This is a genomic window from Paraburkholderia sp. (genome assembly GCF_050742655.1).
Lineage (GTDB): Bacteria > Pseudomonadota > Gammaproteobacteria > Burkholderiales > Burkholderiaceae > Paraburkholderia.
In genome coordinates, this window is the sequence record NZ_JBOIGG010000012.1 from 51,922 (window position 1) to 75,061 (window position 23,140).

At 64.3% G+C, this 23,140-nt stretch carries 23 protein-coding genes and 1 riboswitch; of the genes, 10 read left to right on the forward strand and 13 right to left on the reverse strand.

Annotated features, from left to right (window positions below; all coding sequences use genetic code 11):
- Positions 1–66 precede the first annotated feature (66 nt).
- The 4 genes from ybeY to ACREXZ_RS17955 form a co-directional block, all read right to left on the reverse strand.
- Positions 67–531 carry an rRNA maturation RNase YbeY gene (ybeY, locus tag ACREXZ_RS17940; RefSeq protein WP_431765453.1) on the reverse strand — a complete coding sequence of 155 codons (465 nt, stop codon included), beginning with the start codon at positions 529–531 and terminating at the stop codon, positions 67–69.
- A gap of 30 nt (positions 532–561) precedes the next feature.
- Positions 562–1,659 carry a PhoH family protein gene (locus ACREXZ_RS17945; RefSeq protein WP_431765454.1) on the reverse strand — a complete coding sequence of 366 codons (1,098 nt, stop codon included), beginning with the start codon at positions 1,657–1,659 and terminating at the stop codon, positions 562–564.
- Between the two features lie 21 nt (positions 1,660–1,680).
- Entirely contained in the window at positions 1,681–3,054 is a 1,374-nt protein-coding gene (gene miaB, locus ACREXZ_RS17950; protein WP_431765455.1) for a tRNA (N6-isopentenyl adenosine(37)-C2)-methylthiotransferase MiaB, read from the reverse strand.
- 115 nt (positions 3,055–3,169) lie between these two features.
- Positions 3,170–4,141, reverse strand: a complete 972-nt coding sequence (locus tag ACREXZ_RS17955) for a LysR family transcriptional regulator (protein ID WP_431765456.1) — start codon at positions 4,139–4,141, stop codon at positions 3,170–3,172.
- Between the two features lie 120 nt (positions 4,142–4,261).
- Between ACREXZ_RS17955 and ACREXZ_RS17960 the strand changes: the two genes are divergently transcribed.
- The 3 genes from ACREXZ_RS17960 (at position 4,262) to ACREXZ_RS17970 (ending at position 6,028) form a co-directional block, all read left to right on the forward strand.
- On the forward strand, positions 4,262–4,651 hold the full coding sequence (locus ACREXZ_RS17960; RefSeq protein ID WP_431765457.1) for a VOC family protein: 390 nt from the start codon (positions 4,262–4,264) through the stop codon (positions 4,649–4,651).
- A gap of 17 nt (positions 4,652–4,668) precedes the next feature.
- Positions 4,669–5,832, forward strand: coding sequence for an MFS transporter (locus ACREXZ_RS17965; protein ID WP_431765458.1), 1,164 nt, complete (start codon positions 4,669–4,671; stop codon positions 5,830–5,832).
- A gap of 61 nt (positions 5,833–5,893) precedes the next feature.
- A complete protein-coding gene (locus tag ACREXZ_RS17970; RefSeq protein WP_431765596.1) occupies positions 5,894–6,028 on the forward strand; it encodes a TIGR02391 family protein in 135 nt (44 codons plus the stop codon).
- An 89-nt stretch (positions 6,029–6,117) separates the two neighbouring features.
- Here the strand turns inward: ACREXZ_RS17970 and ACREXZ_RS17975 are convergent, their stop codons facing one another.
- Positions 6,118–6,579: a DUF3828 domain-containing protein gene (locus ACREXZ_RS17975; protein WP_431765459.1), complete on the reverse strand. Its 462-nt coding sequence runs from the start codon at positions 6,577–6,579 to the stop codon at positions 6,118–6,120.
- 8 nt (positions 6,580–6,587) lie between these two features.
- Positions 6,588–7,013: a CHAP domain-containing protein gene (locus ACREXZ_RS17980; RefSeq protein WP_431765460.1), complete on the reverse strand. Its 426-nt coding sequence runs from the start codon at positions 7,011–7,013 to the stop codon at positions 6,588–6,590.
- A 407-nt stretch (positions 7,014–7,420) separates the two neighbouring features.
- Here ACREXZ_RS17980 and ACREXZ_RS17985 point away from each other — a divergent pair, with 407 nt between their 5' ends.
- Positions 7,421–8,185, forward strand: a complete 765-nt coding sequence (locus ACREXZ_RS17985; RefSeq protein ID WP_431765461.1) for a helix-turn-helix domain-containing protein — start codon at positions 7,421–7,423, stop codon at positions 8,183–8,185.
- Positions 8,186–8,318: 133 nt separating this feature from the next.
- Positions 8,319–8,514: riboswitch (FMN riboswitch) on the forward strand.
- A gap of 144 nt (positions 8,515–8,658) precedes the next feature.
- Positions 8,659–9,402 carry a 3,4-dihydroxy-2-butanone-4-phosphate synthase gene (gene ribB, locus ACREXZ_RS17990; RefSeq protein WP_431765462.1) on the forward strand — a complete coding sequence of 248 codons (744 nt, stop codon included), beginning with the start codon at positions 8,659–8,661 and terminating at the stop codon, positions 9,400–9,402.
- A gap of 54 nt (positions 9,403–9,456) precedes the next feature.
- Here ribB and ACREXZ_RS17995 read toward each other — a convergent pair whose 3' ends face one another.
- From ACREXZ_RS17995 to glpD, 4 genes are all read right to left on the reverse strand, one after another.
- Positions 9,457–10,143 (reverse strand): HAD family hydrolase, encoded by a 687-nt coding sequence (locus ACREXZ_RS17995; protein WP_431765463.1) that lies wholly within the window; start codon positions 10,141–10,143, stop codon positions 9,457–9,459.
- A gap of 153 nt (positions 10,144–10,296) precedes the next feature.
- Positions 10,297–11,148 (reverse strand): MIP/aquaporin family protein, encoded by an 852-nt coding sequence (locus ACREXZ_RS18000; protein WP_431765464.1) that lies wholly within the window; start codon positions 11,146–11,148, stop codon positions 10,297–10,299.
- 81 nt (positions 11,149–11,229) lie between these two features.
- A complete protein-coding gene (glpK, locus tag ACREXZ_RS18005) occupies positions 11,230–12,729 on the reverse strand; it encodes a glycerol kinase GlpK (protein WP_431765465.1) in 1,500 nt (499 codons plus the stop codon).
- Between the two features lie 154 nt (positions 12,730–12,883).
- Complete coding sequence (glpD, locus tag ACREXZ_RS18010) at positions 12,884–14,413, reverse strand: glycerol-3-phosphate dehydrogenase (protein ID WP_431765466.1); 1,530 nt, start codon at positions 14,411–14,413, stop codon at positions 12,884–12,886.
- Positions 14,414–14,590: 177 nt separating this feature from the next.
- Here glpD and ACREXZ_RS18015 point away from each other — a divergent pair, with 177 nt between their 5' ends.
- Positions 14,591–14,968, forward strand: a complete 378-nt coding sequence (locus tag ACREXZ_RS18015; RefSeq protein ID WP_431765467.1) for a hypothetical protein — start codon at positions 14,591–14,593, stop codon at positions 14,966–14,968.
- Positions 14,969–15,113: 145 nt separating this feature from the next.
- Here the strand turns inward: ACREXZ_RS18015 and ACREXZ_RS18020 are convergent, their stop codons facing one another.
- Positions 15,114–15,311: a hypothetical protein gene (locus ACREXZ_RS18020; RefSeq protein WP_431765468.1), complete on the reverse strand. Its 198-nt coding sequence runs from the start codon at positions 15,309–15,311 to the stop codon at positions 15,114–15,116.
- A 287-nt stretch (positions 15,312–15,598) separates the two neighbouring features.
- On the reverse strand, positions 15,599–16,378 hold the full coding sequence (locus tag ACREXZ_RS18025; RefSeq protein ID WP_431765597.1) for a DeoR/GlpR family DNA-binding transcription regulator: 780 nt from the start codon (positions 16,376–16,378) through the stop codon (positions 15,599–15,601).
- 277 nt (positions 16,379–16,655) lie between these two features.
- Here ACREXZ_RS18025 and ACREXZ_RS18030 point away from each other — a divergent pair, with 277 nt between their 5' ends.
- The 4 genes from ACREXZ_RS18030 to ACREXZ_RS18045 all read left to right on the forward strand — a co-directional run bounded on the left by ACREXZ_RS18030 (position 16,656) and on the right by ACREXZ_RS18045 (position 21,536).
- Positions 16,656–18,293, forward strand: a complete 1,638-nt coding sequence (locus tag ACREXZ_RS18030) for a gamma-glutamyltransferase family protein (protein WP_431765469.1) — start codon at positions 16,656–16,658, stop codon at positions 18,291–18,293.
- A 103-nt stretch (positions 18,294–18,396) separates the two neighbouring features.
- Positions 18,397–19,737, forward strand: coding sequence for an MFS transporter (locus ACREXZ_RS18035; RefSeq protein ID WP_431765470.1), 1,341 nt, complete (start codon positions 18,397–18,399; stop codon positions 19,735–19,737).
- Between the two features lie 314 nt (positions 19,738–20,051).
- Positions 20,052–20,879, forward strand: coding sequence for a ferritin-like domain-containing protein (locus ACREXZ_RS18040; protein WP_431765471.1), 828 nt, complete (start codon positions 20,052–20,054; stop codon positions 20,877–20,879).
- A gap of 132 nt (positions 20,880–21,011) precedes the next feature.
- On the forward strand, positions 21,012–21,536 hold the full coding sequence (locus tag ACREXZ_RS18045) for a hypothetical protein (RefSeq protein ID WP_431765472.1): 525 nt from the start codon (positions 21,012–21,014) through the stop codon (positions 21,534–21,536).
- 27 nt (positions 21,537–21,563) lie between these two features.
- On the opposite strand, the gene ACREXZ_RS18050 is transcribed toward ACREXZ_RS18045, so the two are convergent.
- A complete protein-coding gene (locus tag ACREXZ_RS18050) occupies positions 21,564–23,078 on the reverse strand; it encodes a DEAD/DEAH box helicase (RefSeq protein ID WP_431765473.1) in 1,515 nt (504 codons plus the stop codon).
- Positions 23,079–23,140 lie beyond the last annotated feature (62 nt).

Here is a 23,140-nt window from a genome sequence, read left to right on the forward strand (position 1 = left end):
AAAACGATGCAGAGTAACGTGGATCGGTGGATCGGTGGATCGGTGGATCGGCGGACCGCATCGATATCAGCGGTAAGGATCCGGAAAGCCGAGCTGCGCGAGAATGTCGGTTTCGATCGCTTCCATTTCCTGCGCCTCTTCGTCGACCTCGTGATCGTAGCCCTGCGCATGCAGCGCGCCGTGCACGATCAGGTGCGCGTAGTGCGCGGCGAGCGGCTTCTTCTGCTCGGCGGCTTCGTGCTCGACCACCGGGCAGCACAGGATCAGGTCGCCCGTCACCGGATCGTCTTCCGATTCCGCGTACGCGAACGTCAGCACGTTGGTCGCGTAGTCCTTGCCGCGATACGTGCGGTTCAGCGTGCGGCCCTCGTCGGCGTCGACGAAGCGCACGGTCAGTTCCGCGTCCGCGAACAGCGCGGGCTTCAGCCACGCGGCGACGGTCGCGCGCGGCAGGATCTGCTTGTGAGCCGGCCACGCCTTCGCGGCGGGGAACTGCAGGGTCAGCTTCAGCTTCGGCGCGCGGGCGGTCATGAGAGAAACTCGAGGTTCGAAGGCTCGGGGTTAGCGCGCATCCGCGGCGGTGTTTTTCTGCGAGTGCGCGTCGTAGGCCTCGACGATCCGCGCGACGAGCGGATGCCGCACCACGTCCACGCTCGTAAAGCGCGTGAGCGCGATGCCGCGCACGTCCGACAGCACCTGCTGCGCCTCGATGAGCCCGCTCTTGTGGCCGCGCGGCAGATCGATCTGCGTGGTGTCGCCGGTGACGACCGCTTTCGAGCCGAAGCCGATCCGCGTGAGGAACATCTTCATCTGTTCGGGCGTGGTGTTCTGCGCCTCGTCGAGGATGATGAACGCGTGGTTCAGCGTGCGTCCGCGCATGTATGCCAGCGGCGCGATTTCGATCATCTGCCGCTCGAACATCTTCGCGGTCTTGTCGAAGCCGAGCAGGTCGTACAGCGCGTCGTACAGCGGCCGCAGGTACGGATCGACCTTCTGCGCGAGATCGCCCGGCAGGAAGCCGAGCCGTTCGCCTGCTTCGACCGCCGGTCGTGTCAGCACGATGCGCTTCACCTGATCGCGCTCGAGCGAATCGACCGCGCACGCGACCGCGAGATAGGTCTTGCCCGTGCCCGCGGGACCGACGCCGAACGTCACGTCGTGCGACACGATCTGCTTCAGATATTCGCGCTGCGCCGGCGTGCGGCCGCGCAGATCGGCGCGTCGCGTGTAGAGCTTCGGACCGAGTTCGTCGCCGTCCGCGTCGTCGCCGCTGCGGGCCGGTTCGTCGAACGGATGATCGGGGTCAACGGGGAAACGTGGATCGCGCGGGCCGCGCGGATCGGCATCGACGCCGTTGCGCGCGGCGGCCACGCGGTGTGCCGGCCCATGGCTCGTCGGATGGCGCGCTTCGACCAGCGCGAGCTGGATGTCGTCGATCGACAGCGGTTTGTGCGCGTTGCTGTAGAAGTCTTCGAGTGCTGTCAGCGCGACTTTCGCGCCCCGGCCGCGGATGGTCATCCGGTGGCCGCGACGCTGGATCGTCACGTCGAGCGCCTGCTCGATCTGCCGCAGGTTCTCGTCGAGCGGTCCGCAGAGATTGGCGAGCCGCGCGTTGTCGTCGCGCGGTGCGGTGAATTCCAGATGCTGGATGGTCTTCAAGGCGGGGAGTCGCTCCTGTGCCTAGTGGGTGCTCGCGGTCGCGGCGTCGTGCAGCAGCACGAGTTCGCCGCGCAGCGAGTGCGGGTATGCGAGATTGATCTTCACGTCGACCATCTGGCCGATCAGCCGCGCGTGCGCCGCGACCGGCGCCGGGAAATTCACCACGCGGTTGTTCTCGGTGCGGCCGGCGAGCTCGGTCGGGTCTTTGCGCGACGGCCCTTCGACCAGAATGCGCTCGATCTTGCCGACCATCGACTGGCTGATGCGCGCGACGTTCTCTTCGATGGTCGCCTGCAGATGCTGCAGACGCTTCAACTTCACCTCGCGAGGCGTGTCGTCGTGCAGGTTCGCGGCCGGCGTGCCGGGACGCGGGCTGTAGATGAACGAGAAGCTGGTGTCGTAGCTCATCTCGTGGATCAGCGCCATCATCTTGTCGAAGTCTTCTTCGGTCTCGCCGGGGAAGCCGACGATCATGTCCGTCGACAGCGACAGGTCCGGGCGGATCGCGCGCAGCCGGCGGATCACCGACTTGTACTCGAGCACCGTGTAGCCGCGCTTCATCGCCATCAGGATGTGGTCGGAGCCGTGCTGCACCGGCAGATGCAGATGGTTCACGAGCTTCGGCACCTTCGCGTAGGTGTCGATCAGGCGCTGCGTGAATTCCTTCGGATGCGACGTGGTGTAGCGGATGCGCTCGATGCCCGGAATATCGGCGACGTATTCGATCAGCGTCGCGAAATCGGCAATGTCGTGCGAGTGTTGCGTCAAGGCGCCGCGGTACGCGTTCACGTTCTGGCCGAGCAGCGTGACTTCACGCACGCCCTGATCGGCGAGGCCGGCGATCTCGGTGAGTACGTCGTCGAGCGGGCGCGACACTTCTTCGCCGCGCGTGTACGGCACGACGCAGTAGCTGCAATACTTGCTGCAGCCTTCCATGATCGACACGAACGCGCTCGGACCATCGACGCGCGCGGGGGGCAGATGGTCGAACTTCTCGATCTCGGGGAACGAGATGTCGACCTGCGGACGGCCGCTTGCGCGGCGCTGGTCGATCATCTGCGGCAGGCGGTGCAGCGTCTGCGGACCGAACACGAGGTCGACGTATGGCGCGCGCGCGACGATCGCCGCACCTTCCTGGCTCGCGACGCAGCCACCGACGCCGATGATCAGGTTCGGGTTCGCTTCCTTCAGCTCGCGCACGCGGCCGAGGTCGGAGAAGACCTTTTCCTGCGCCTTTTCGCGCACCGAGCAGGTGTTGAACAGAATGACGTCCGCGTCTTCCGGGGAGTCGGTCTTGACGAGGCCTTCAGCGGCGCCGAGTACGTCGACCATCTTGTCGGAGTCGTACTCGTTCATCTGGCAGCCAAAGGTCTTTACATAAACTTTCTTGGTCATCGAGATTCGCCGTTCGCAGTGGTTAACCTGGGGGCGTCTGCAATTAAAACTGGGTGGAAGAAGGGCAAGTAACAGGGTCGGCCTGGCGGCGCGGCAGCCCTCGCTGAATCTCGCATTATAGCCGCTCAGCACGGCCGCCTGATGGCGTGGGGGCCGCCGGATCGGGGCCGAGCAGCGCATCCAGCTCGCCCGCGACCTGCGCGAAACGCTCGCCGAGAAAGTCGAGCAGCACGCGCACGCGCGGCGCCATGAAACGGTTGCGGTGATAAAGCGCGTGCAGCGGCGCGTCCGGATAGCGCCAGTCCGGCAGCAGCACCCGCAACCCGTCGGCGCGCAGGTCCGCTTCGACGTCCCACATCGACTTGATCACGATCCCGTAGCCGCGCAGCGCCCATTCGCGGGCGATCGCACCGTCGTTGGTTTCGCGAGCGGTATCGAGCGGCACCGTGTAGTGCTGCACTTCGTCGCCGCGCGTGAAGCGCCATTCGTTGGCCGTCCCCGAGGCGGTGGCGAGCACGATGCAGTCAAAGCGCGCGAGATCGAACGGATCTTTCGGCTCGCCATGCCGCGCGACGTAGTCCGGCGACGCGCACAGTACGCGCCGGTTCGGCGCGAGCCGCTTCGCGACGAGTGAACTGTCCGGCGGCACGCCGAAGCGGATCGCGAGGTCGATGTCTTCCTGCACGAGGTTCGACAGCGAGTCGGACAGCATCAGCGCGAACGTTACTTCCGGATAGTGCTCGTTGAATTCGTCGAGCCAGTGCATCAGCAGGTTGCGGCCGAAATCGGATGTCGCCGAAATCCGCACCTTGCCGCGCACGACGTTCTGGCCGGCCTGTAGCGCGGCTTCGGCGTCGTCGAGCGCCTGCAGCGCCTGCTGGCAGCAGCTCAGGTACAGACGGCCTTCGTCGGTGAGCCGCAGCTGACGGGTAGTGCGCTCGAAGAGCCGCACCTTTAGCTGGGCTTCCAGTTTCGCGAGCCGTGCGCTCGCGGCGGCTGGCGTGAGCCCGAGCTTGCGACCCGCTGCCGACAGGCCACCCAGCTTCGCCGCCTCGACGAACAGGCGGATGTCGCCAAGATTGTCCATCGATTATTCCAAATAATTTGAAAATGATTCAAATGCTACGCCAATTCTCCAATTGACGCGCCGCGGCGACAATGCGCGCATCCAAACGTCTTTCTGCAGTCTTTCTGCGGGCCAGCCGCCATGCATCTCGATCACGCGACCGTCGTTACTCCCGATCTCGAACGCGCGCGACGCTTCTTCGTCGACGTCGTGGGGCTCGCCGAGGGCGCGCGACCGCCGTTCGGGATCGGTGGCTACTGGCTGTACGCCGGTGGCCGGCCGGTGATCCATCTGGTGAACGCGACGGTGCCCGGTTCTTCAGCGGGCCGCCCGGCGCCGCGTATCGATCACATCGCGTTCCGGATCGACGGTCTCGACGAATGGCAGGCGCTGCTCGCGCGGCTCGACGCCGCGCAGACCGTCTACCAGCTTGCCGAAGTGCCGCTCGCGGATGAATTGCAACTGTTCGTCGCGCTCGCGCCGGGCGTCGTCATCGAGTTCGTGACGGCCAGGCGCCACGCGCATCACTGAAACAACGGAGAGCTTCCATGCCCATTCCTTTAATCGCGCTCGCGATCAGCGCGTTTGCGATCGGCACGACCGAATTCGTCATCATGGGTCTGCTGCCCGACGTCGCCCGCGATCTTGCCGTGTCGCTACCGTCGGCGGGGCTGCTCGTCAGCGGCTACGCGCTCGGTGTCGCGGTCGGTGCGCCATTGCTCGCGGCGATTACCAGCAAGATGCCGCGCAAGTTCGCATTGCAGTTGCTGATGGGCGTGTTCATCGTCGGCAACGTGCTGTGCGCGGTCGCGTCGGGCTATTCGCTGCTGATGGTCGCGCGCGTCGTCACGTCGTTCGCGCACGGGTCGTTCTTCGGCATCGGCGCGGTGGTTGCTGCGTCGCTCGTGCCGCAGGAAAAGCGCGCCAGCGCGATCGCGCTGATGTTCACGGGCCTCACGCTCGCGAACGTGCTCGGCGTGCCGTTCGGTACGTTCATCGGCCAGGAATTCGGCTGGCGGATGGCATTCTGGATCGTGGCCGCGCTCGGCGTCGCGTCGCTCGCGGGTGTCACGGCGCTCGTGCCGAACCGGCACGATACTGGTCCGGCTGGACTCGGCCACGAGGTGCGCGTGCTGAAGGACCCGCAGGTGTGGATCGCGTTGCTGATGACCGTGCTTGGGTTCGGCGGCGTGTTCGTCGTGTTCACGTACATCGCGCCGATCCTCGAGCAGGTAAGCGGCTTCTCGCCGCGCGGCGTGACGCTGATCCTGGTGTTGTTCGGCATCGGTCTGACGATTGGCAATACCGTCGGCGGCAAGCTCGCGGACCGCGCGTTGATGCCGTCGCTGATGGGCATCCTGGTCGCGCTCGCGATCGTGATGGCGATCTTCGCGCGCACCAGCCATTCGCAGATCGCCGCGGCGGTGACGATTTTCGTCTGGGGCATCGCGGCATTCGCGACGGTGCCGCCGTTGCAGATGCGCGTCGTCGAGAAGGCTGCGGCCGCGCCGAACCTCGCGTCGACGCTGAACATCGGCGCGTTCAACGTCGGCAATGCGGGCGGCGCGTGGCTCGGCGGTCTTGCGATTGGCCACGGGTATGGGCTCGATGCGTTGCCGTGGGTGGCTGCAGCGGTTACGGTTGCGGCTTTGCTGCTGACGTGGATTGCTGCGAGGATGGATGCGCCTGCGGCGGTGGTGCAACGGGCGTGACGTTTCGCGTAGCGTGCAGCACGCCCCGGCGTTATGAAGAATCGGCACAAGCATTATCAGAATCGCCCTCTGGCTGGCGTTGCGGAATCCACGGGCACACGGCGGAATAACCAACGATCACCCGGAACGTGCCGTCGAGTACCTGAGTTTTCTAAGCATGCTTGCGCGCTTACTCGACAGGGCGCAGCGCGCGTGACCTGCGTCACGGTATTCAAACTGGGCACGGTTCGGCGCATCGTTGTGCAGGCCGGCCCGTGATGACCAGCCCCTACTTTTGTTGAAACCTCATTTGTAGTCTTGAGTGTCGTCTATCTTGGTGATCTTCCAGGCGTTGCCCTCTTTGCGCAAAAACACCAGGTTCAGTTTCTTGCCGTCTTTGTCCACACCGAGGACAACAGGTACGAGAGCGACATCATCAAACATGATCGCCGATTGCGGCGCGATGTTCGCGGCCCAATCCTTCTCGTCATAGTCCTGCACCTTCGTAAAGTAGTCGTGCCCGTCCGGCAGGCTGTTATGGTGATACTCGTATCGCAGGCGGGTTACCGTATCCTTCGCCATGTAGTGGAGTATCGCGTTATCCAGCAACGGGTAACCTTTCTCGTCACGCTTGAAGTACCACGTGTAGAACGCTTTTACGCTTGCCTCTGGTGTGCTCTGGTCACTCTGTGCGACCGCCGGCGACTGAAAGAAGGCTGAGAGGGTAAGGAGCAAAGTGGCTATAAACAGGGCGAAATATTTCTTCATGGCTTCGCTCAGTTGCGGCGATAGATTTTGTACGGGGGATGGATATTGCGGTACGCCTGACTCGGATAAAAGCCGTGATACTGTTTGAAATCAGAAATCCAGATTTGTCCGTCGTACATCGCCATGTGGCCGTCAGGGTGCCCGGTTATGGGTTGGATTACAACTACATCGCCTTTCCACGGCGCTCCTGATAAAACCTCATGGAATCCGGCCGCGGTCAGTGGGCCGCCGTAGTTACGAGCAGACGCGGTATGAGTAAGCGTAATGCCACCAGCTTCTATTGCTCTGCGGACATACTTCGCGCAGTTGGCGGTGCTTCCTGCTTCAGCATTGTCGCGCAGGTGGGCTACAGCCGCGTATATGTTCCAGTTTGGCATACGTGTTCCCCGGTAGAGAAAGTCGCTCGCCAGAATACAGGAGTCGATTGTTGTCACGAAATCGAAGATCCGCATACCCTGCTAGAACAGATAGGCCGATTTAGATAATTTTATAAAGATTCGAACTTGGATCGTTTGTATTTTTCAAGGGGACCCCGGTAACCCTGCACGTATCCTTGGCGGGGCAGTCTCTATGGTGTTACTGCAGGATGCTTTTGCAGTTGAGTGCAAGAGTTGATGGTAGCGATTTTTTCCAACACCTTGCCAGCAATCGGCGTGAGACCGCAGGAGACCCTCGGAGAACGATTTCCCGGAAGCCCGTTGTTTACGGGCTTCTGTGAGAACCTAAGAGAGCGCCTGCGATAACAGTGTGAAGATAACTTCGTTGGGCGCAGCGAATCCGGGTGCTAGTCTTGCCTCCACTAACGCTCGCCCGCCTTCCGGCGGCGCTCCTGGAGGCAACCATGCATTCCCCGCTTGCGCTCGTTCGCGATCCCGCGGCTGATGCCGCCTTGACCGGCACCCATCGCGCGCTCGATGCACACCATGCCCGCGATGCGGCCGCACACGACACGCTGCGTGGCGCCGAGTCGTTCGACGCGCTCGAGCATCTCGTCGGCATCAATCTCGCGCGGCTGCGCGCGGAGCGGCAACTGTCGCTCGATGCGCTGGCCCGCGCGTCCGGTGTGTCCCGCGCGATGCTCGCGCAGATCGAATCGGCGCGCAGCGTGCCGTCGATCAAGGTGCTGTGCAAGGTCGCCGCGGCGCTCAAGGTGTCGGTGTCCGCCTTCCTGCGCCGACATGCGCTGAACGGTTTCGAACATCTTCCCGCAGACCGCGCGACGCGCGTCGTCAGTTCGGACGGTCGTTACTCAGCCCGCTCACTGTACCCGGACGCCGAACCGGCCGCCGCCGAATTCCATGAGCTGCGCATCGCGCCGTTGCATACGGAGCCCGGCACGCGCCGTGCGCCGGGTACGACGGTGAATCTGGTGGTCAGCGAGGGCACGCTCGAAGTGAGCGTGCACGACCAGCGGCAACTGCTCGCGACCGGCGATGCGATCGTCTTCGATGCCGACCAGCCATACAGTTTGCGTAATCCCGGTGACACCGAGGCGCGCGCGTTCCGCGTGACGTTGAATGCGGAAACGCCACCGCGCTGGGACGTGCCGTCGGACACGGCGCGGCATGTCGCGACGCCGGAACGCGTCGCCGAACCTGCACAATGAATCGATGAAACGGTGGAGCCACCATGCGCCATGGCGGCCCTACCGATTGCAGTCTCTAGTTTGAGTCGAACCGCGCTGCATGTCGTGCGCGGGTGTTGTATCCTTTGCCGGCCGGATTTTCGTCCGGCAATCAGTGCGTCTTCAGGGCGGGGTGAAATTCCCCACCGGCGGTAAGCCGGCCGCGCAGCCATCGCTGCATGAGCCGACGAGCCCGCGAGCGCCCGTGTCGTTGCTGTCGGCCGTTGTTGATTCAGGCCGGCGAAGCGGGGTCAGCAGATCTGGTGCGATGCCAGAGCCGACGGTCATAGTCCGGATGGAAGAAGATGTGCAGATAGTCATGTGCGTTTCGACGCCGCCAGTCGTTCCAGGCGGCGACCGGTCGTTCCGTTCGTGGAGCGTCCGGCGGGATGCGTTCTGCCTGTTTGCAATGCCCTGAAACGTTTTTCGCCCAACTTCCGCGAGGAGCGTTTCACATGTCTTTTATCTCTGCTGTTCCTGCTGTTGTCCCGGCTTTCCCGGCACCCACGACGATCGCCGCCGACGCGTTCGCCGATCTCCCTCTGCTCGCCACCGAACCCGTACCGCCGCGTATTGCCGCCGCATTGCAGGCGATGCGCGATGGTCGCGCGGTCGTCCTGCAGGACGATCACGATCGCGAGAACGAAGCCGATCTGATCGTGTCGGCCGAACGTCTGACCGTCGAAACGATGGCGCTGCTGATCCGCGAATGCAGCGGCATCGTGTGCCTGTGTCTACCCGACGACAGGATCCGCGCACTCGAACTGCCGCCGATGGCAGTCAACAACGAGAGCCGGCACGGCACGGCGTTCACGGTATCGATCGAGGCGCGCGAAGGCGTGACGACCGGCGTATCGGCGGCCGATCGCGTGACGACGATTCGCGCCGCGATCGCAGCGGATGCGAAGCCCGCCGACATCGTGCGGCCAGGCCACGTGTTTCCGTTGCGCGCGATGCCGGGCGGCGTGCTCGCGCGGCGCGGCCATACCGAGGGCACCGTCGATCTCGCGATTCTCGCGGGCCTGCAGCCGGCCGGCGTGCTGTGTGAGTTGATGAACGAAGACGGTACGATGACGCGCGGCGCGGATGTCGAGCGTTTCGCGGCGAAGCACAACCTGCCGATGCTGACGATCGCGGAACTGGTCGAGTTTCGTGCGGCGCTCGCCGCGGCGCGCGAGTACTGCGAGGATTGTGCGTAAGCGCGGTTAGCGGCGGCGGTTAGCGGCAGCAGGCGAGGGCGTATGGGTGGCGCCCTACGACTGCACGTCGCCGAACTCTCCGCGCATGCCGGCTTCGACGAGCGCGGGGAGTTCGTCCATCCGTTCGATGATGCGCGTCATGCCCATCTTGCGCAGCACGTCCGCGTAGCCCGACGGAATGTGGCTCGCGCCGACGAACGCGATGGTTTTCATACCCGCCGCACGCGCCGCGTTCAGCCCGGCGATGCTGTCTTCGACGACCACGCAGCGGTCCGCCGCAACACCGAGCTGCTGCGCGGCGAACAGGTAGACATCGGGGTAGGGTTTCGGCCGCGCGACCTGCTCGGCGCTGAACACGCGCGACCCGAAGATTTCACTTAAGCCCGCGCGCCGCACGGAGGCGACCACGCGTGCCATGCGGCTGTTCGACACGACGGCGGCCGGCAACGTCACGCGATGCAGCGCGTCGCGCACCCCATTGATCGGACTCAGCGAAGCGGCGAGCGCGACTTCGACGTTACGCTCGACGGTGACGGGAAAGTCGGCGGGCAGCTTGATGTCGAACGACGCTTCGACGCCCGCGAGGAAGCGCGAAGTCTGCTGGCCGAAGGCCGTTTTGACGACGGGTTCGAAATCGAGGCCCGGGAACAGTGTCGTGAGCGTATCGAACATCACGCGGTCGGCGATGACTTCGCTGTCGACGAGCACGCCGTCGCAATCACAAATGAGGTGGTCGATCATGCGGAAACAGGAGAGGCGGGCGGAGTATCCGCGCGACGCGTAAAGACGTCATCATACGTGCTTTGCGTGGGCCGCCGTCCTGTGCCGGTGTGCCGCGTCACTCTAATCGGGCGAGTATGGGCGGGGCCGTGACGGCACGGCCCCTTGCACGACCTACATCTGTTCCGCGCGTTCCTTGATCCGTTCACCCTGCAGCTCCCGCACACGTGCCGGAAGGAACGGATGAATGAGCAACTGATACGCGCCGCCGCCGATTACGCCGCCGATCAACGGCGCAACCACCGGAATCCACCAGAAGTTGTCCGGCGACGGCAGCGCCGACGAACCCCAGCCGGCAAAGTACGCGAAGAGGCGCGGCCCGAAGTCGCGAGCCGGATTCATCGCCCATGCTTCGAGATACCCCATCGAAGCACCCAATGTGGCCACGAGAAAGCCGATCATCAGCGCGCCGGTATTTGCCTTGGGGGCCATTTCGTTGAACTGCTCGGTGATCGCAAAGATGCCGAACAGCAGCAGCGCGGTCAGGATCACTTCGTCCGAGAACGCGTGCATCGGTGTGATCGCGAGGCCCGGATGCGTGAAGAACACGCCGGCTGCGCCGCCGTCCGCGCGCGTCAGATGATGCACCGTGTTGAAGTGGTCGATCACCGGCCCGAACAGCGTATAGACGAGGATCGCGCCGAGCACGCCGCCGATTACCTGCGCGACCCAGTACGGCACCACCTTGCGCCATGAGAAACCGCGAAACAGCGCCAATGCAAGGGTGACCGCCGGATTCGCATGCGTGCCCGAGATCGAGCCGGTGATATAGATCGCCAGCGTGACCGCCAGCCCCCATGCCATGCAGACGCCCCAATAGGCGTTCACATAGGGACTGGGATCGTAAAGCGTGTACATGCACGCGACCGAATCGCCGAAAGCGATGATGATCAACACGGCGATTGCCTCGGAAATCAGTTCGCCGACGAACTGCCGTCTCGATATTTGTTTAGTTATGCTAGACATTGAAATCGCTCCTGAATTGTTTGAATGGCCCTGCTATGCGCGCGCGAGGGCGCGCATCACGTCAACTCGCGTCAATTTACGTCAGTCCGCGTCGGCCCACGCCTTCGCGGCATTCACTGCGCGCTGCCAGCCGTGCACATGGCGCTTGACGTCCGCTGGGTCCAGCGATGCCTTGAAGCGACGATCGAGCTTCCACTGGCTTTTCAGTTCGTCCACGTCCTTCCAGTAACCCACCGCGAGACCCGCGAGATAGGCGGCGCCGAGAGCCGTCGTTTCGCTGATCTGCGGACGTACCGCATCGACGCCCAGAAGATCCGCCTGGAACTGCATCAGCAGATTGTTCGCGCATGCGCCACCGTCGACGCGCAGTTCCTCGATGCGGATACCCGAGTCGGCTTCCATCGCCTTCAACACGTCGAGCGACTGATAGGCGATTGAATCGAGCGCGGCGCGCGCGATGTGTGCGGCATCGGTGCCGCGTGTCACGCCGAACAATGTGCCGCGCGCGCGGGCGTTCCAGTGTGGCGCACCGAGCCCGGCGAAGGCCGGCACCAGATAGACGCCGTCGCTATGCGGCACGCTGCCGGCGAGCTTCTCGATCTCGCCCGCGGTCTTGATGATGCCGAGCCCGTCGCGTAGCCATTGCACGACCGCGCCCGCGATGAAGATACTGCCTTCGAGCGCGTAGTTGATCTGATCGCCGATCTGCCAGGCAATCGTCGTGACGAGGTTGTTCTTCGATTCGATCGGCTTGTTGCCGGTGTTCATCACGAGGAAGCAGCCGGTGCCGTAGGTGTTCTTCACCATGCCGGACTGCGTGCACATCTGGCCGAAGAGCGCCGCGTGCTGGTCGCCGGCGATGCCCGCGAGCGGAATCTTCGAGGCGAATACGGTGGTCACGGTCTGTCCGTACACCTCGGACGACGAGCGGACCTCGGGCAGCATGCTGCGCGGAATGTCGAGCGCTTCGAGCAGTTCGTCGTCCCATTGCAGCGTATGGATGTTGAACAACATCGTGCGCGATGCGTTGGTGACGTCGGTGACGTGCAGCCCGTGCTTCGTAAAATTCCACACGAGCCAGCTGTCCACGGTGCCGAACGCGAGCTTGCCCTGCTTCGCCTTTTCGCGTGCGCCTGCGACGTTGTCGAGAATCCAGCGGATCTTGGTCGCGGAAAAATATGAATCGATCGGCAGACCGGTCTTCGCGCGCACCTTCGCTTCGAGTCCGTCCGCTTTCAGTTGATCGCAGAAATCGGCGGTGCGGCGGTCCTGCCAGACGATCGCGTTGTAGACGGGCTGTCCGGTCTCGCGGTCCCACACGATGGTGGTTTCGCGCTGGTTCGTGATGCCGATTGCGGCGATCGATGTACCGTTGAGCCCGGCCCGTGTGACGGCCTCGGCCGCGACGCCGGCCTGGGTCGACCAGATTTCCTGCGGGTCGTGTTCGACCCAGCCCGGACGGGGATAGATCTGCTGGAACTCTTTCTGCGCGACCGACACGATATTGCCCTGGCGATCGAACAGCATTGCACGGGAACTGGTAGTGCCCTGGTCGAGGGCGAGCACGTATTGATCCTGCATTGTCTCTTCTCCATGTGTTTGTATGACGCGCCGGACGACGTTCGGCGCCTCGGGACGGCTTGTTGTTGTGGTGATGCAGCAACCGCCGTAGTGGGTGCTTGCCGTTCGACGAACGGCGGGCGGCGGCGCGACGATGCGTGCCGCCGGACTTCGATTACGCGTGCTGGCTGACCGGTTCGCGAGCGAACCATGCGTCGATTTCGCTGCTGACCCGCTCGAGCGTGCCGGGCTCGACGTGCAGGCCGAGCTTCGAGCGGCGCCACAGCACGTCCTTTGCGCTGCGTGCCCATTCGGTGTCGCGCAGATAGCGCAACTCCGCGTCGTAGAGATCCGGCGCGAACGCCGTGCCGAGATCGGCGATCGAGCGCGCGCCACCGATCAGCACCTTGGCACGTGTGCCGTACGCGCGGGCATAGCGGCGCGCGAGCGCGGCCGGCAGCCACGGAAACTGCTGCTGGAACTGCGTGGCGAAGCGGTTGAAATCAGCGCCTGCGATGTCGCCGCCGGGCAGGGACGCACCGGCGGTCCACGACGGGGCGTCGATCTGCAGCACGCGCGTGAGTTCGTTGACGGCATCTTCCGCGAGCTTGCGGAACGTCGTGATCTTGCCGCCGAACACCGACAGCAGCGGTGCCTCGCCGGCGGGTGCGTCGAGTTCGAGCTGGTAATCGCGCGTGACGGCCGACGGGTTGTCGGCGTTCTCGTCTTCGAGCAGCGGACGCACGCCCGAATAGGTCCAGCAGACGTCGTGCGGCGCGATGGGTTGACGGAAGTAGCGGTTGATCGAATCGCACAGGTACTGCGTTTCGTCCGGCGTGATCGCGACCTGTGCCGGGTCGCCGTGATACTCGATGTCGGTGGTACCGATCAGCGTGTAGTCGTGCTCGTAGGGGATCGCGAAGACGATCCGCTTGTCCGGGTTCTGGAAGATGTACGCGTGGTCGTGTTCGAACAGGCGCCGTACGACGATGTGGCTGCCCTTCACGAGCCGCACGCTGTGATTCGCGTCGCGGCCGAGTGCACCATGCAGCAGTTCGCCGACCCACGGTCCGGCGGCGTTCGCGATCGCGCCCGCGCGTACGTCGAGTGTCGTGCCGTCCGCCTGGCGCAGCTGCGCGTGCCATTCGCCGCCGGCCCGCACCGCGCCGGTGAGCTTCGTGCGGGTGAGCACGGTCGCGCCGTGTTCGCGTGCGTCGAGCGCGTTCAGCACGACGAGCCGTGCATCGTCGACCCAGCCGTCGGAATAGACGAAGCCGCGCTTGATCGTCTCGACGAGCGGTTTGCCGGCCGGATGCTTGCGCATGTCGATGCCGCGGGAACCCGGCAGCAGTTCGCGGCGGGCGAGGTGATCGTAGAGGAAGAGGCCGGCGCGAATCAGCCAGGCGGGACGCAGGTCGGGCATGTGCGGCATCGCGAAGCGCAGCGGCCACATGATGTGCGGCGCCGCGCGCAGCAGCGTCTCGCGTTCCTGCAGCGCCTTGCGCACGAGTCCGAATTCCCGGTACTCGAGATAGCGCAGGCCGCCGTGGATCAGCTTGGTGCTGGCCGACGACGTGTGCGCGGCGAGATCGTCCTGTTCGCAGAGCAGGACGGACAGACCGCGCCCCGCGGCATCGCGCGCGATGCCCGCGCCGTTGATTCCGCCGCCCACGACGAGCAGGTCATACCACGAGCCTTGCGTCACCGAATGTCTCCTCTGCGACCTTGAAAGAAAATCTATCGAACTGATAGTGTTCGTTTTCGAACTTTAATGAACAAATTCGAAAAAGTAAAGTTCGCTTGCAGGTCGACCGTGCGGCGCTGCTGGCGCAACCCGCGGCCGCGGACGATACTCACGGCAACGGTCTTTTCGAGGTGAGACATGCGTGCAGTGTGGGTGATCGGTGCCGCGACGCTCGTCGCGGGTTGCGTGGGGACGCCGACGGATCTGGCCGGCGGTTGGGGTGCGCCGTCGCTGTCGGCGCTTCAGCAGATGTGCGGGTCGCAGAGTGTGGATTACGGCGGTGACGCGCAGCCTGTCTACACAACGCTATTCGACGCGTACGTGGCGAGCCGCCACGGCGGGTTGTCCAAAGAGGGCTTCTGTTCGTTCCAGACGACGCTCGCGCAGCAGTACACGGCGCTTGGCGCGACCGGCGATCCGGCCACGCGCAACCGCTGGACGGCGTTTTTTCTCGATCAGAGGGTGAAAGCGTTGAGCTGGCGTGCAGCTGTCGATCCGACGCTGCGCAGCGGCTAAAAAAACGCGGTGACGCAAACGAAATGGCCGGAGAGACGAATGTCTCTCCGGCCATTTCTACGATCGGCGCGGCGCGCGTGCGCCAGCCATCCTGTGCAGCGTCTACCGGCCGGGCCGCGCAGGCAGCTTTATGGTTCGAGGCGTATTACGAGAGCCGCTTGATGGCCCGCAATGCCGTATCGCCGGTTTCGGTGATGCTCCACTGGCGCAGACCGGAGGCGAGTTTTTCGAGCTGGACCAGTTGCCGTTCCAGCAGTGCATCAAGTTCTTCCCGTTCCATGTCGACCTGGTTCGGGGCGTCCTTCACGAGCAACAACGTGGCGAATTCATGCGGACTCAGCATCGTTTTCTCCATGTTAGCCACGCCCCGATCGACAGACGCCCGGTTTGGCGGACCGGCGCGGCTTCAAGGACGGGCCATGCGCGAGGAAAAGCGTGTACGACGACGCGGCAGGCGGACGCGCGTCGGGGAACTGGAGTGTAGTCAACCGCACGGCGAACGACAAACCTTCCCCGTAAAATTTTCCGTTTGACAATTACCCGGTTGAGAGGCGGTCCGGGTCTCCCGTCAAATCCTTGATTTCACTCGAAGTTTTGCGTGCGATGCAGCATGCGCCGCAGCCGCTCGTCCTACCCGGCGACGTAGACTTGGATACCGGCGGCCGCGAGCGTTTCGTCCATCTCGGTGGGCGGCGCGGCGTCGGTGAAAAGCGCGTCGATCTGGTTGAGGTGGCCTTGCCGGACGAGCGCCGGGCGGCCGAATTTCGAGTGATCGGCGGCGAGGAAAGCGGTGCGCGCGTGCTCGATGATCGCTTCGGCCACGCGCACTTCGCGCGTGTCGAAGTCGCGCAGCGTGCCGTCGGGCTCGATACTCGACGTGCCGATGATCGCGAAATCGACCTTGAACTGCCGGATGAAATCGATCGCCAGCTCTCCGACGATTCCCTTGTCCCACGGACGCACGATCCCACCCGTCACCAGCACCTCGCAATCCGGATAGCCGCTCATCATGCTCGCGACGTTCAGGTTGTTGGTGATCACGCGCAGCCCGCGGTGCCGGTTTAGCGCCCGCGCGACCTCTTCGGTCGTCGTGCCGAGGTTGATGAAGAGGGACGCCTGATCGGGAATGTGAGTGGCCACCAACGCGGCGATGCGGCGCTTTTCTTCGTGGAACATGCGCTGCCGCGCGGTGTACGACACGTTTTCCGAGCTGGTCGGCAGGCTCGCGCCGCCGTGATAACGGCGCAGCAGATTCATGTCCGCGAGCCAGTTCACGTCGCGCCGGATGGTCTGCGGCGTCACGTCGAAGTGGGCCGCGAGATCTTCCACGGTGACGAAGCCGTCGCGTTGCACCCACTCGAGCAGTTCCTGTTGACGTGCGTTGAGGGTCAGGCGAGGGTCTCGGGTCATGACGTTCCAGGTATCGTCGCGTCCGGCGCGGTGCCGCGCCGCGCACGAAGCGAGGTTGTGCGAAGTGCGGGTATTGTAAGACCTTCCCCCGGGTTGTTTGCCGACTCGCGCGACGTCGCGCACCCCTTTCGCGACTTATTCAGACCCCCGGCTCATTTATTCATTTAATAAATGAATTTGTTTTTGATTGCTGTCCGCGCTGCAATGCCGGATTCCCCCGCTTCGGCCCCACCCGACGGCGCCAGTCGCCGCCATCCGCTTTTCGAGAGCATTCGACATGACCTCCTTCAACTGGCACAACCCGTATCCGACTCCGCGTCTCCCCGTGTTCGCGCGCAACATCGTTTCGACCTCGCATCCGCTTGCGGCGCAGGCGGGGCTCCGCATGCTATGGAAGGGCGGCAATGCCGTCGACGCGGCGATCGCGGCGGCCGCGGCGATCACCGTCGTCGAGCCGGTGTCTTGCGGTCTGGGCGGCGACGCGTTCGCGCTGGTGTGGGATGGCGCGAAGCTGCACGGGTTGAACGCGTCGGGCGTGTCGCCGGCGGCATGGAACGTCGACTACTTCAAGCGCAAGTACGGCGAGCAGGGCGGCCTCGCGACCCAGCCGAAGCGCGGCTGGGACACGGTGACGGTGCCCGGCGTGATCGCCGGCTGGGAGGCGCTGCACAGCAAGTTCGGCTCGCTGCCGTTTGCGGATCTGATGGAGCCGGCGATCGAGATCGCCGAGCGCGGTCACGCGGTGGCGAGCATCGTCGCGTACAAGTGGGCGGCAGCGGTGCCCGAACTGAAGGACCAGCCCGGCTTCGCGCAGACTTTCATGCCGCGCGGCCGTGCGCCGGAAGTCAGTGAACTGGTGCGCTTTCCGGGTCACGCGAAGACGCTGCGCCGGCTCGCCGAGCAGGGTCCGCGTGCCTACTACGAAGGCGAGATCGCCGAGCGGATCGCCGCGTTCGCGCGCGAGGGCGGTGGCGCGATGACGCTCGACGATCTGCGCAACTACCGCGCCGACTGGGTCGAGCCGATCGGCAAGGCGTATCGCGGCTACACTGTGCATGAGATTCCGCCGAACGGCCAGGGCATTGCCGCGCTGATCGCGCTCGGTATCCTCGAGCAGTTCGACGTAAGCGCGCTGGCCATCGACAACATCGAGTCGCAGCATCTGCAGATCGAGGCGATGAAGCTCGCGTTCGCCGACGTCTACCGCTATGTCGCCGATCCGCGTTCGATGGACGTCACGCCCGAGCAGATGCTCGACGACGCGTATCTGAAGTCGCGCGCGAAGCTGATTGATCCGAAGCGCGCGACGCATTTCGGCTTCGGGATGCCGCAGGCGGGTGGCACGATCTACATGTCCGTGGCCGACGAGCGCGGCATGATGGTGAGCTTCATCCAGTCGAACTACATGGGCTTCGGCTCGGGCGTCGTCGTGCCGGACAGCGGCATCTCGCTGCAGAACCGCGGCTGCGGTTTCTCGATGGACCCGAAGTCGCCGAATGTCGTCGAGGGCGGCAAGCGGCCGTTCCACACGATCATTCCGGCGTTCCTCACACAGCAGGTCGACGGCCGTCAGGAAGCGGTGATGAGCTTCGGCGTGATGGGTGGCGACATGCAGCCGCAAGGGCATCTGCAGTCGATCGTGCGGATGCTCGACTACGGCCAGCAGCCGCAGGCGGCCTGCGATGCGCCGCGCTGGAAGGTCAACCGCGACTTCACGATCGACGTCGAGTCGACGCTCGATGCCGACACCGCCCGCGCGCTCGAAGCACTCGGCCACACGATCAAATCGGTCGACGACCCGTACATGGACTTCGGTTCGGGCCAGTACATCTGGAAGCTCGACCGCAACGAACCGGAGCGCGGCTACGTCGCCGCGAGCGACAGCCGCCGCGACGGGCTTGCCGCCGGGTTCTGATTCCACTGCACGGGCGGACCACCTTCGCAACGTCCGCCGGCGCGCCACACAACTTCGTATCCCTATCGACCCCGCTTGTTCCCAAGCGGGGAGGAGACCTCGCATGACCGTTTCCACGCCGCCGTCCATGCCGGCCGACGCCTGTCCCAGCGCAGCGCCGCTGTCGCGCGGGACGATCCGGCGCATCGTGTTTTCGTCGTCCGTCGGCAATGCGCTCGAATGGTTCGACTTCCTCGTCTACGGCTATTTCGCTGCGATCATCGCGAAGCAGTTCTTCCCGACTCACGACGAGTGGCTTTCGACGCTGCTCGCGATCGCCACCTTCAGCATCTCGTTCCTGATGCGCCCGCTCGGCGCGGTGGTGCTCGGCGTCTACGGCGACCGGAAGGGGCGCAAGGCGGCGCTCACGCTCGCGATCGCGCTGATGATGGTCGGCACGTTCACGATGGCGGTGATGCCTTCGTATGCGGTGATTGGCCTGGCTGCGCCGGTGCTGGTGCTGCTTGCGCGGCTCGTGCAGGGCTTCGCGGTGGGCGGCGAGTTCGGTAGCGCGACTGCGTTCATGGTCGAGCACAGCGCGACGCGGCGCGGCTACTACGCGAGCTGGCAGTTCGCGAGCCAGGGCCTCGCGGCCATCACCGCCGCGGCGTTCGGTTCGCTGCTGACCGCGTGGATGCCGCCCGAGCAGCTGAGCAGCTGGGGGTGGCGCGTGCCGTTCGTATTCGGTCTGCTGGTTGGGCCGGTCGGCTACTACATCCGCTCGCATCTGGACGAGACACCCGAGTTCGTTGCAGCGCAGCGCGAGCGCGCGGCTGCCGCGAAGGCTGACGGCAAGGATGAGCAAAAGGGTGTTTCGTTCAGCAACCAGTGGGTGAACCTGATCCTCGCGATCGGCATCGTCGCGCAGTCGACGGTCGGTGTGTACGTGCTGCAGCTATACATGCCGCTGTACGCCGTGAAGCAGTTGCACATGGCCGCCGCCGCGTCGTTCGGCGTCGTGGTGCTGAACGGCGGGCTGCAGTTTCTGCTGTCGCCGGTGATGGGTGCACTGTCCGACCGTATCGGCCGGATCCGCATCATGCTGACCACGTCGGTGCTGATGGGCGTGCTGATCTACCCGATGTTCGCGTTGCTGGAACGCCATCCGACCATCGGCTGGCTGTTGCTGCTGCAGGGCATGGCCGGCATCTTCAAGGCCGCTTACTCCGGGCCGATGCCCGCGCTGATGTCCGAAATCTTCCCGACCCGGGTCCGTTCGACCGGGCTTTCGATCGCTTACAGCATCGGTGTCACGATCTTCGGCGGCTTTGCGCCGACCATCGTAGAGACTTTCATCCACTTGACCGGCGACAAGCTCGCGCCGAGCTACTACGTGCTGACTGCGGCGGTGCTGTCGGGCGTGTCGCTCACCATCGTCGCGTGGCGCATGCGCCGCCGGACCTGATCCGCCGGGCTTGCGCGCGGCACGCGCGATGCCGGTAGAATCCGCAGGCGGCCCGTCATCGGGCCGCTTCTTTTTTATGGGCCGCCCGTCTGCTGTCTTGCGCCGAAATATTTTGGCAAGGGGCACCTGGAACTGCCGGGAGGCGGCACGGTCTGTGCTGAGTGATCTGCACATTTGCGTAACACCGGCTAAGATGCAAGATACGAACGGGTTAACGATTTCAAGGCGCTGTATCTGACACGGTGGGGCGGCCGGGCGAAACGAGGCGTTCAGGCATGCTCCATGAGCCGATACAGTTTTGGGAGCACCAGATAATGCAAACCAGACCCATACACGTGATGCCCTGGCGCATCGAAGACATCGACCTGACCCGCATCGACCGGCAGCGGGCAGTGGCAAACGAAGACCTGCTGCTGCTGCTCTGCGCGGCGTCGTTCATCGAAAGCGGCTCGGACCTCTACACCAGCAACCTCAGCACGTACTTCAACGGCGACCCCGAAGTGTCGGCGTGGCTCAACAACGAGTGGGAGCAGGAAGAACTCCAGCATGGCCGCGCGCTGAAAACCTACATCGCCTACGTGTGGCCCGAATTCGACTGGGACACGGCGTTCCACAACTTCTTCGACGAGTATTCGAAGACCTGCTCGGTCGAAGGCTTCGAAAAATCGCGTGCGCTCGAGATGGTCGCGCGCTGCGTCGTCGAGACCGGTACGGCCACGCTCTATCGCGCGATCGGCGAGTGCTCGAATGAGCCGGTGCTGAAGGAAATCACCGACAACATCCGCACCGACGAAGTCCGTCACTACAAGCACTTTTTCAAGTACTTCAAGAAGTACAACAAGATCGAAGGTAACGGTCGCTTCGCAGTGCTCGGCGCATTGATGCGCCGCGTGATGGAGATCAAGAATGAGGACTCCGAGATCGCGCTGCGCCACGTGTTTGCGATCCGCTATCCGGAGCGAGTGAACGACTCCGCGTATAACCGCGAACGCGCCGCGCGTGTCAATGCGCTCGTGCGCCGCAATCTGTCCGCGGACATGTGCGTGAAGATGCTGCTGAAGCCGCTCGATCTGCCCGCGAAGATTCAGCCCGGCGTTCACTATCCGCTCGCGAAGATCACGCAGCACGTGTTCTTCCGCTAGGTATGTCGATGCCGGCTCGAAGGCCGGTATGCCGCGCAACGATGAATGGCCCGCAGTGCGGGCCATTCCGTTTTGTGCACGAGATCGTGCTGATTCTCGTGCTGATCTCAAACCGATCGAAAGGAGCCGACGATGTCCGACGCTACCGACCGCGAACGCTCGCTCGACCGGCAGACCTTCGATGCATGGCCACCATCGCTGCGTGCGCTGTTCGATGGGACGTCGTTGACGCTGAAGGTGGGGTTCACCGCATCGCTCGTGTTCGTCGATGCGAACGGCGATATCCGGACTTCGCTGCTCGGGCCGGGCGAGCTATATGCGGACGATGTGCGCACGCTGTACGTTGCGTTGTGGCCGCAGTCGCGTGCGGCGCGAACCTTCGCTCAATGCAAAGACACGGGCGGCCGCGCGTCGCTAAGCTTCGTGTTCGACGGCGCTTTCTATCAGCTTCAGTTGCGGATGGTGCCGTTGCTGGCAGTGACTGGATCGATGCTCGCGTGTTTCGCGGGGACGCTCGAACAGGGTGAGCTGCAGCGCGTCGGCTATGCGCATCTGACGAGCGGCATCACGTTCGAACTCGGCGCAGACCGCGATGCGGTGCTCGCGCGCTGGCAGACGCAGATCGACTGGCTGAAGCGTGCTGCCGGCCGAGCGTAGCGCCGTCCGGCAGCACATCGTTACCGGTTACCGCCCGCGCTGCCCGCTGCGCGTAGCCGTACCACGCGGCGCAGCAGGCGCGTTGCCGTGCGAACGACCGCCGAGCAGCGCACCGGGGCCACCAGCCGGTTTGCCCGGTTTGCGCGGCGCGTGTGCGGCGCCGCTCGTCTCGTGTGCGGCGCGCGGCTTGTCGCCACGGCCTTGCGACGGCGACTTCGGCGCATGTGCGGGCTTCGCACCAGCAGCCGGCCGCTGACCGCCCTGCGTAGCGGGCTTCGAAGACTTCGCAGGCTTCGACGATTTCGCCGCACCGTCGCGCTTCGGCGTGCCCTGGCGCGGCGGACGCGCTTCACGCGCACCACCGCCCTGGCCACGACGCAGGATCGGTTCCGGCTTCGCGGTCGGGTCCGGCTCGAAGCCCGCGATCACTTCCTGCGGCACCGTGCGCTTGATCAGCTTCTCGATGTCCTTCAGCAACTGCAGTTCGTCGACGCAGACGAGCGAGATCGCTTCACCGGTCGCGCCTGCGCGGCCCGTGCGGCCGATCCGGTGCACGTAGTCTTCGGGGACGTTCGGCAGATCGTAGTTGACGACGTGCGGCAACTGGTCGATGTCGATGCCGCGCGCCGCGATGTCGGTCGCGACCAGCACCTGCAGCGTGGCGTCCTTGAACTCGGACAGCGCGCGCGTGCGCGCCGACTGGCTCTTGTTGCCGTGGATCGCGAGCGCGCTGATGCCATCCTTCGTCAGCTGTTCGGCGAGCCGGTTCGCGCCGTGCTTGGTGCGCGTGAACACGAGCACCTGGAACCAGTTGTGCTGCTTGATCAGATGTGTGAGCAGCTCACGCTTCTTGTCGCGGTCGACCGGATGGATCTTCTGCGCGACCAGTTCGGCCGTCGTGTTGCGTCGTGCGACTTCGATCAGTGCCGGCGAATCGAGCAGGTTGTCGGCGAGCGTCTTGATCTCATCCGAGAACGTCGCGGAGAACAGCAGGTTCTGGCGCTTCGGAGGCAGCTTCGCGAGCACGCGCTTGATGTCGTGAATGAAGCCCATGTCGAGCATGCGGTCAGCCTCGTCGAGGACGAGGATCTCGAGCTGCGACAGGTCGATGGTTTTCTGCTGCATGTGATCGAGCAGACGGCCCGGCGTTGCGACGACGATATCGACGCCGCTGCGCAGCGCGCCGATCTGCGGATTGATGCCGACGCCGCCGAACATCACGGTCGACTTCAGCTTCAGATACTTGCCGTAAGCACGCACGCTTTCCTCGACCTGCGCGGCGAGTTCACGGGTAGGCGTGAGGATCAGCGCGCGCACGACACGTTTGCCGGACGGGTGCGCGGGCATCGTCGTGAGGCGCTGCAGGATCGGCAGCGTGAAGCCGGCCGTCTTGCCGGTACCGGTCTGCGCGCCGGCAAGCAGATCGCCGCCGTTCAGCACGGCCGGGATCGCCTGCAGCTGGATCGGAGTAGGGGTGGTGTAGCCGAGCTCGTGTACAGCGCGGACTAGCGGTTCGGACAAGCCGAGGGAATCGAAAGACATATAGGGGACTCTTTGCAATGCAATTGGGCGACCGGCATCGACATGGCCGGGAAGTGCGTTCC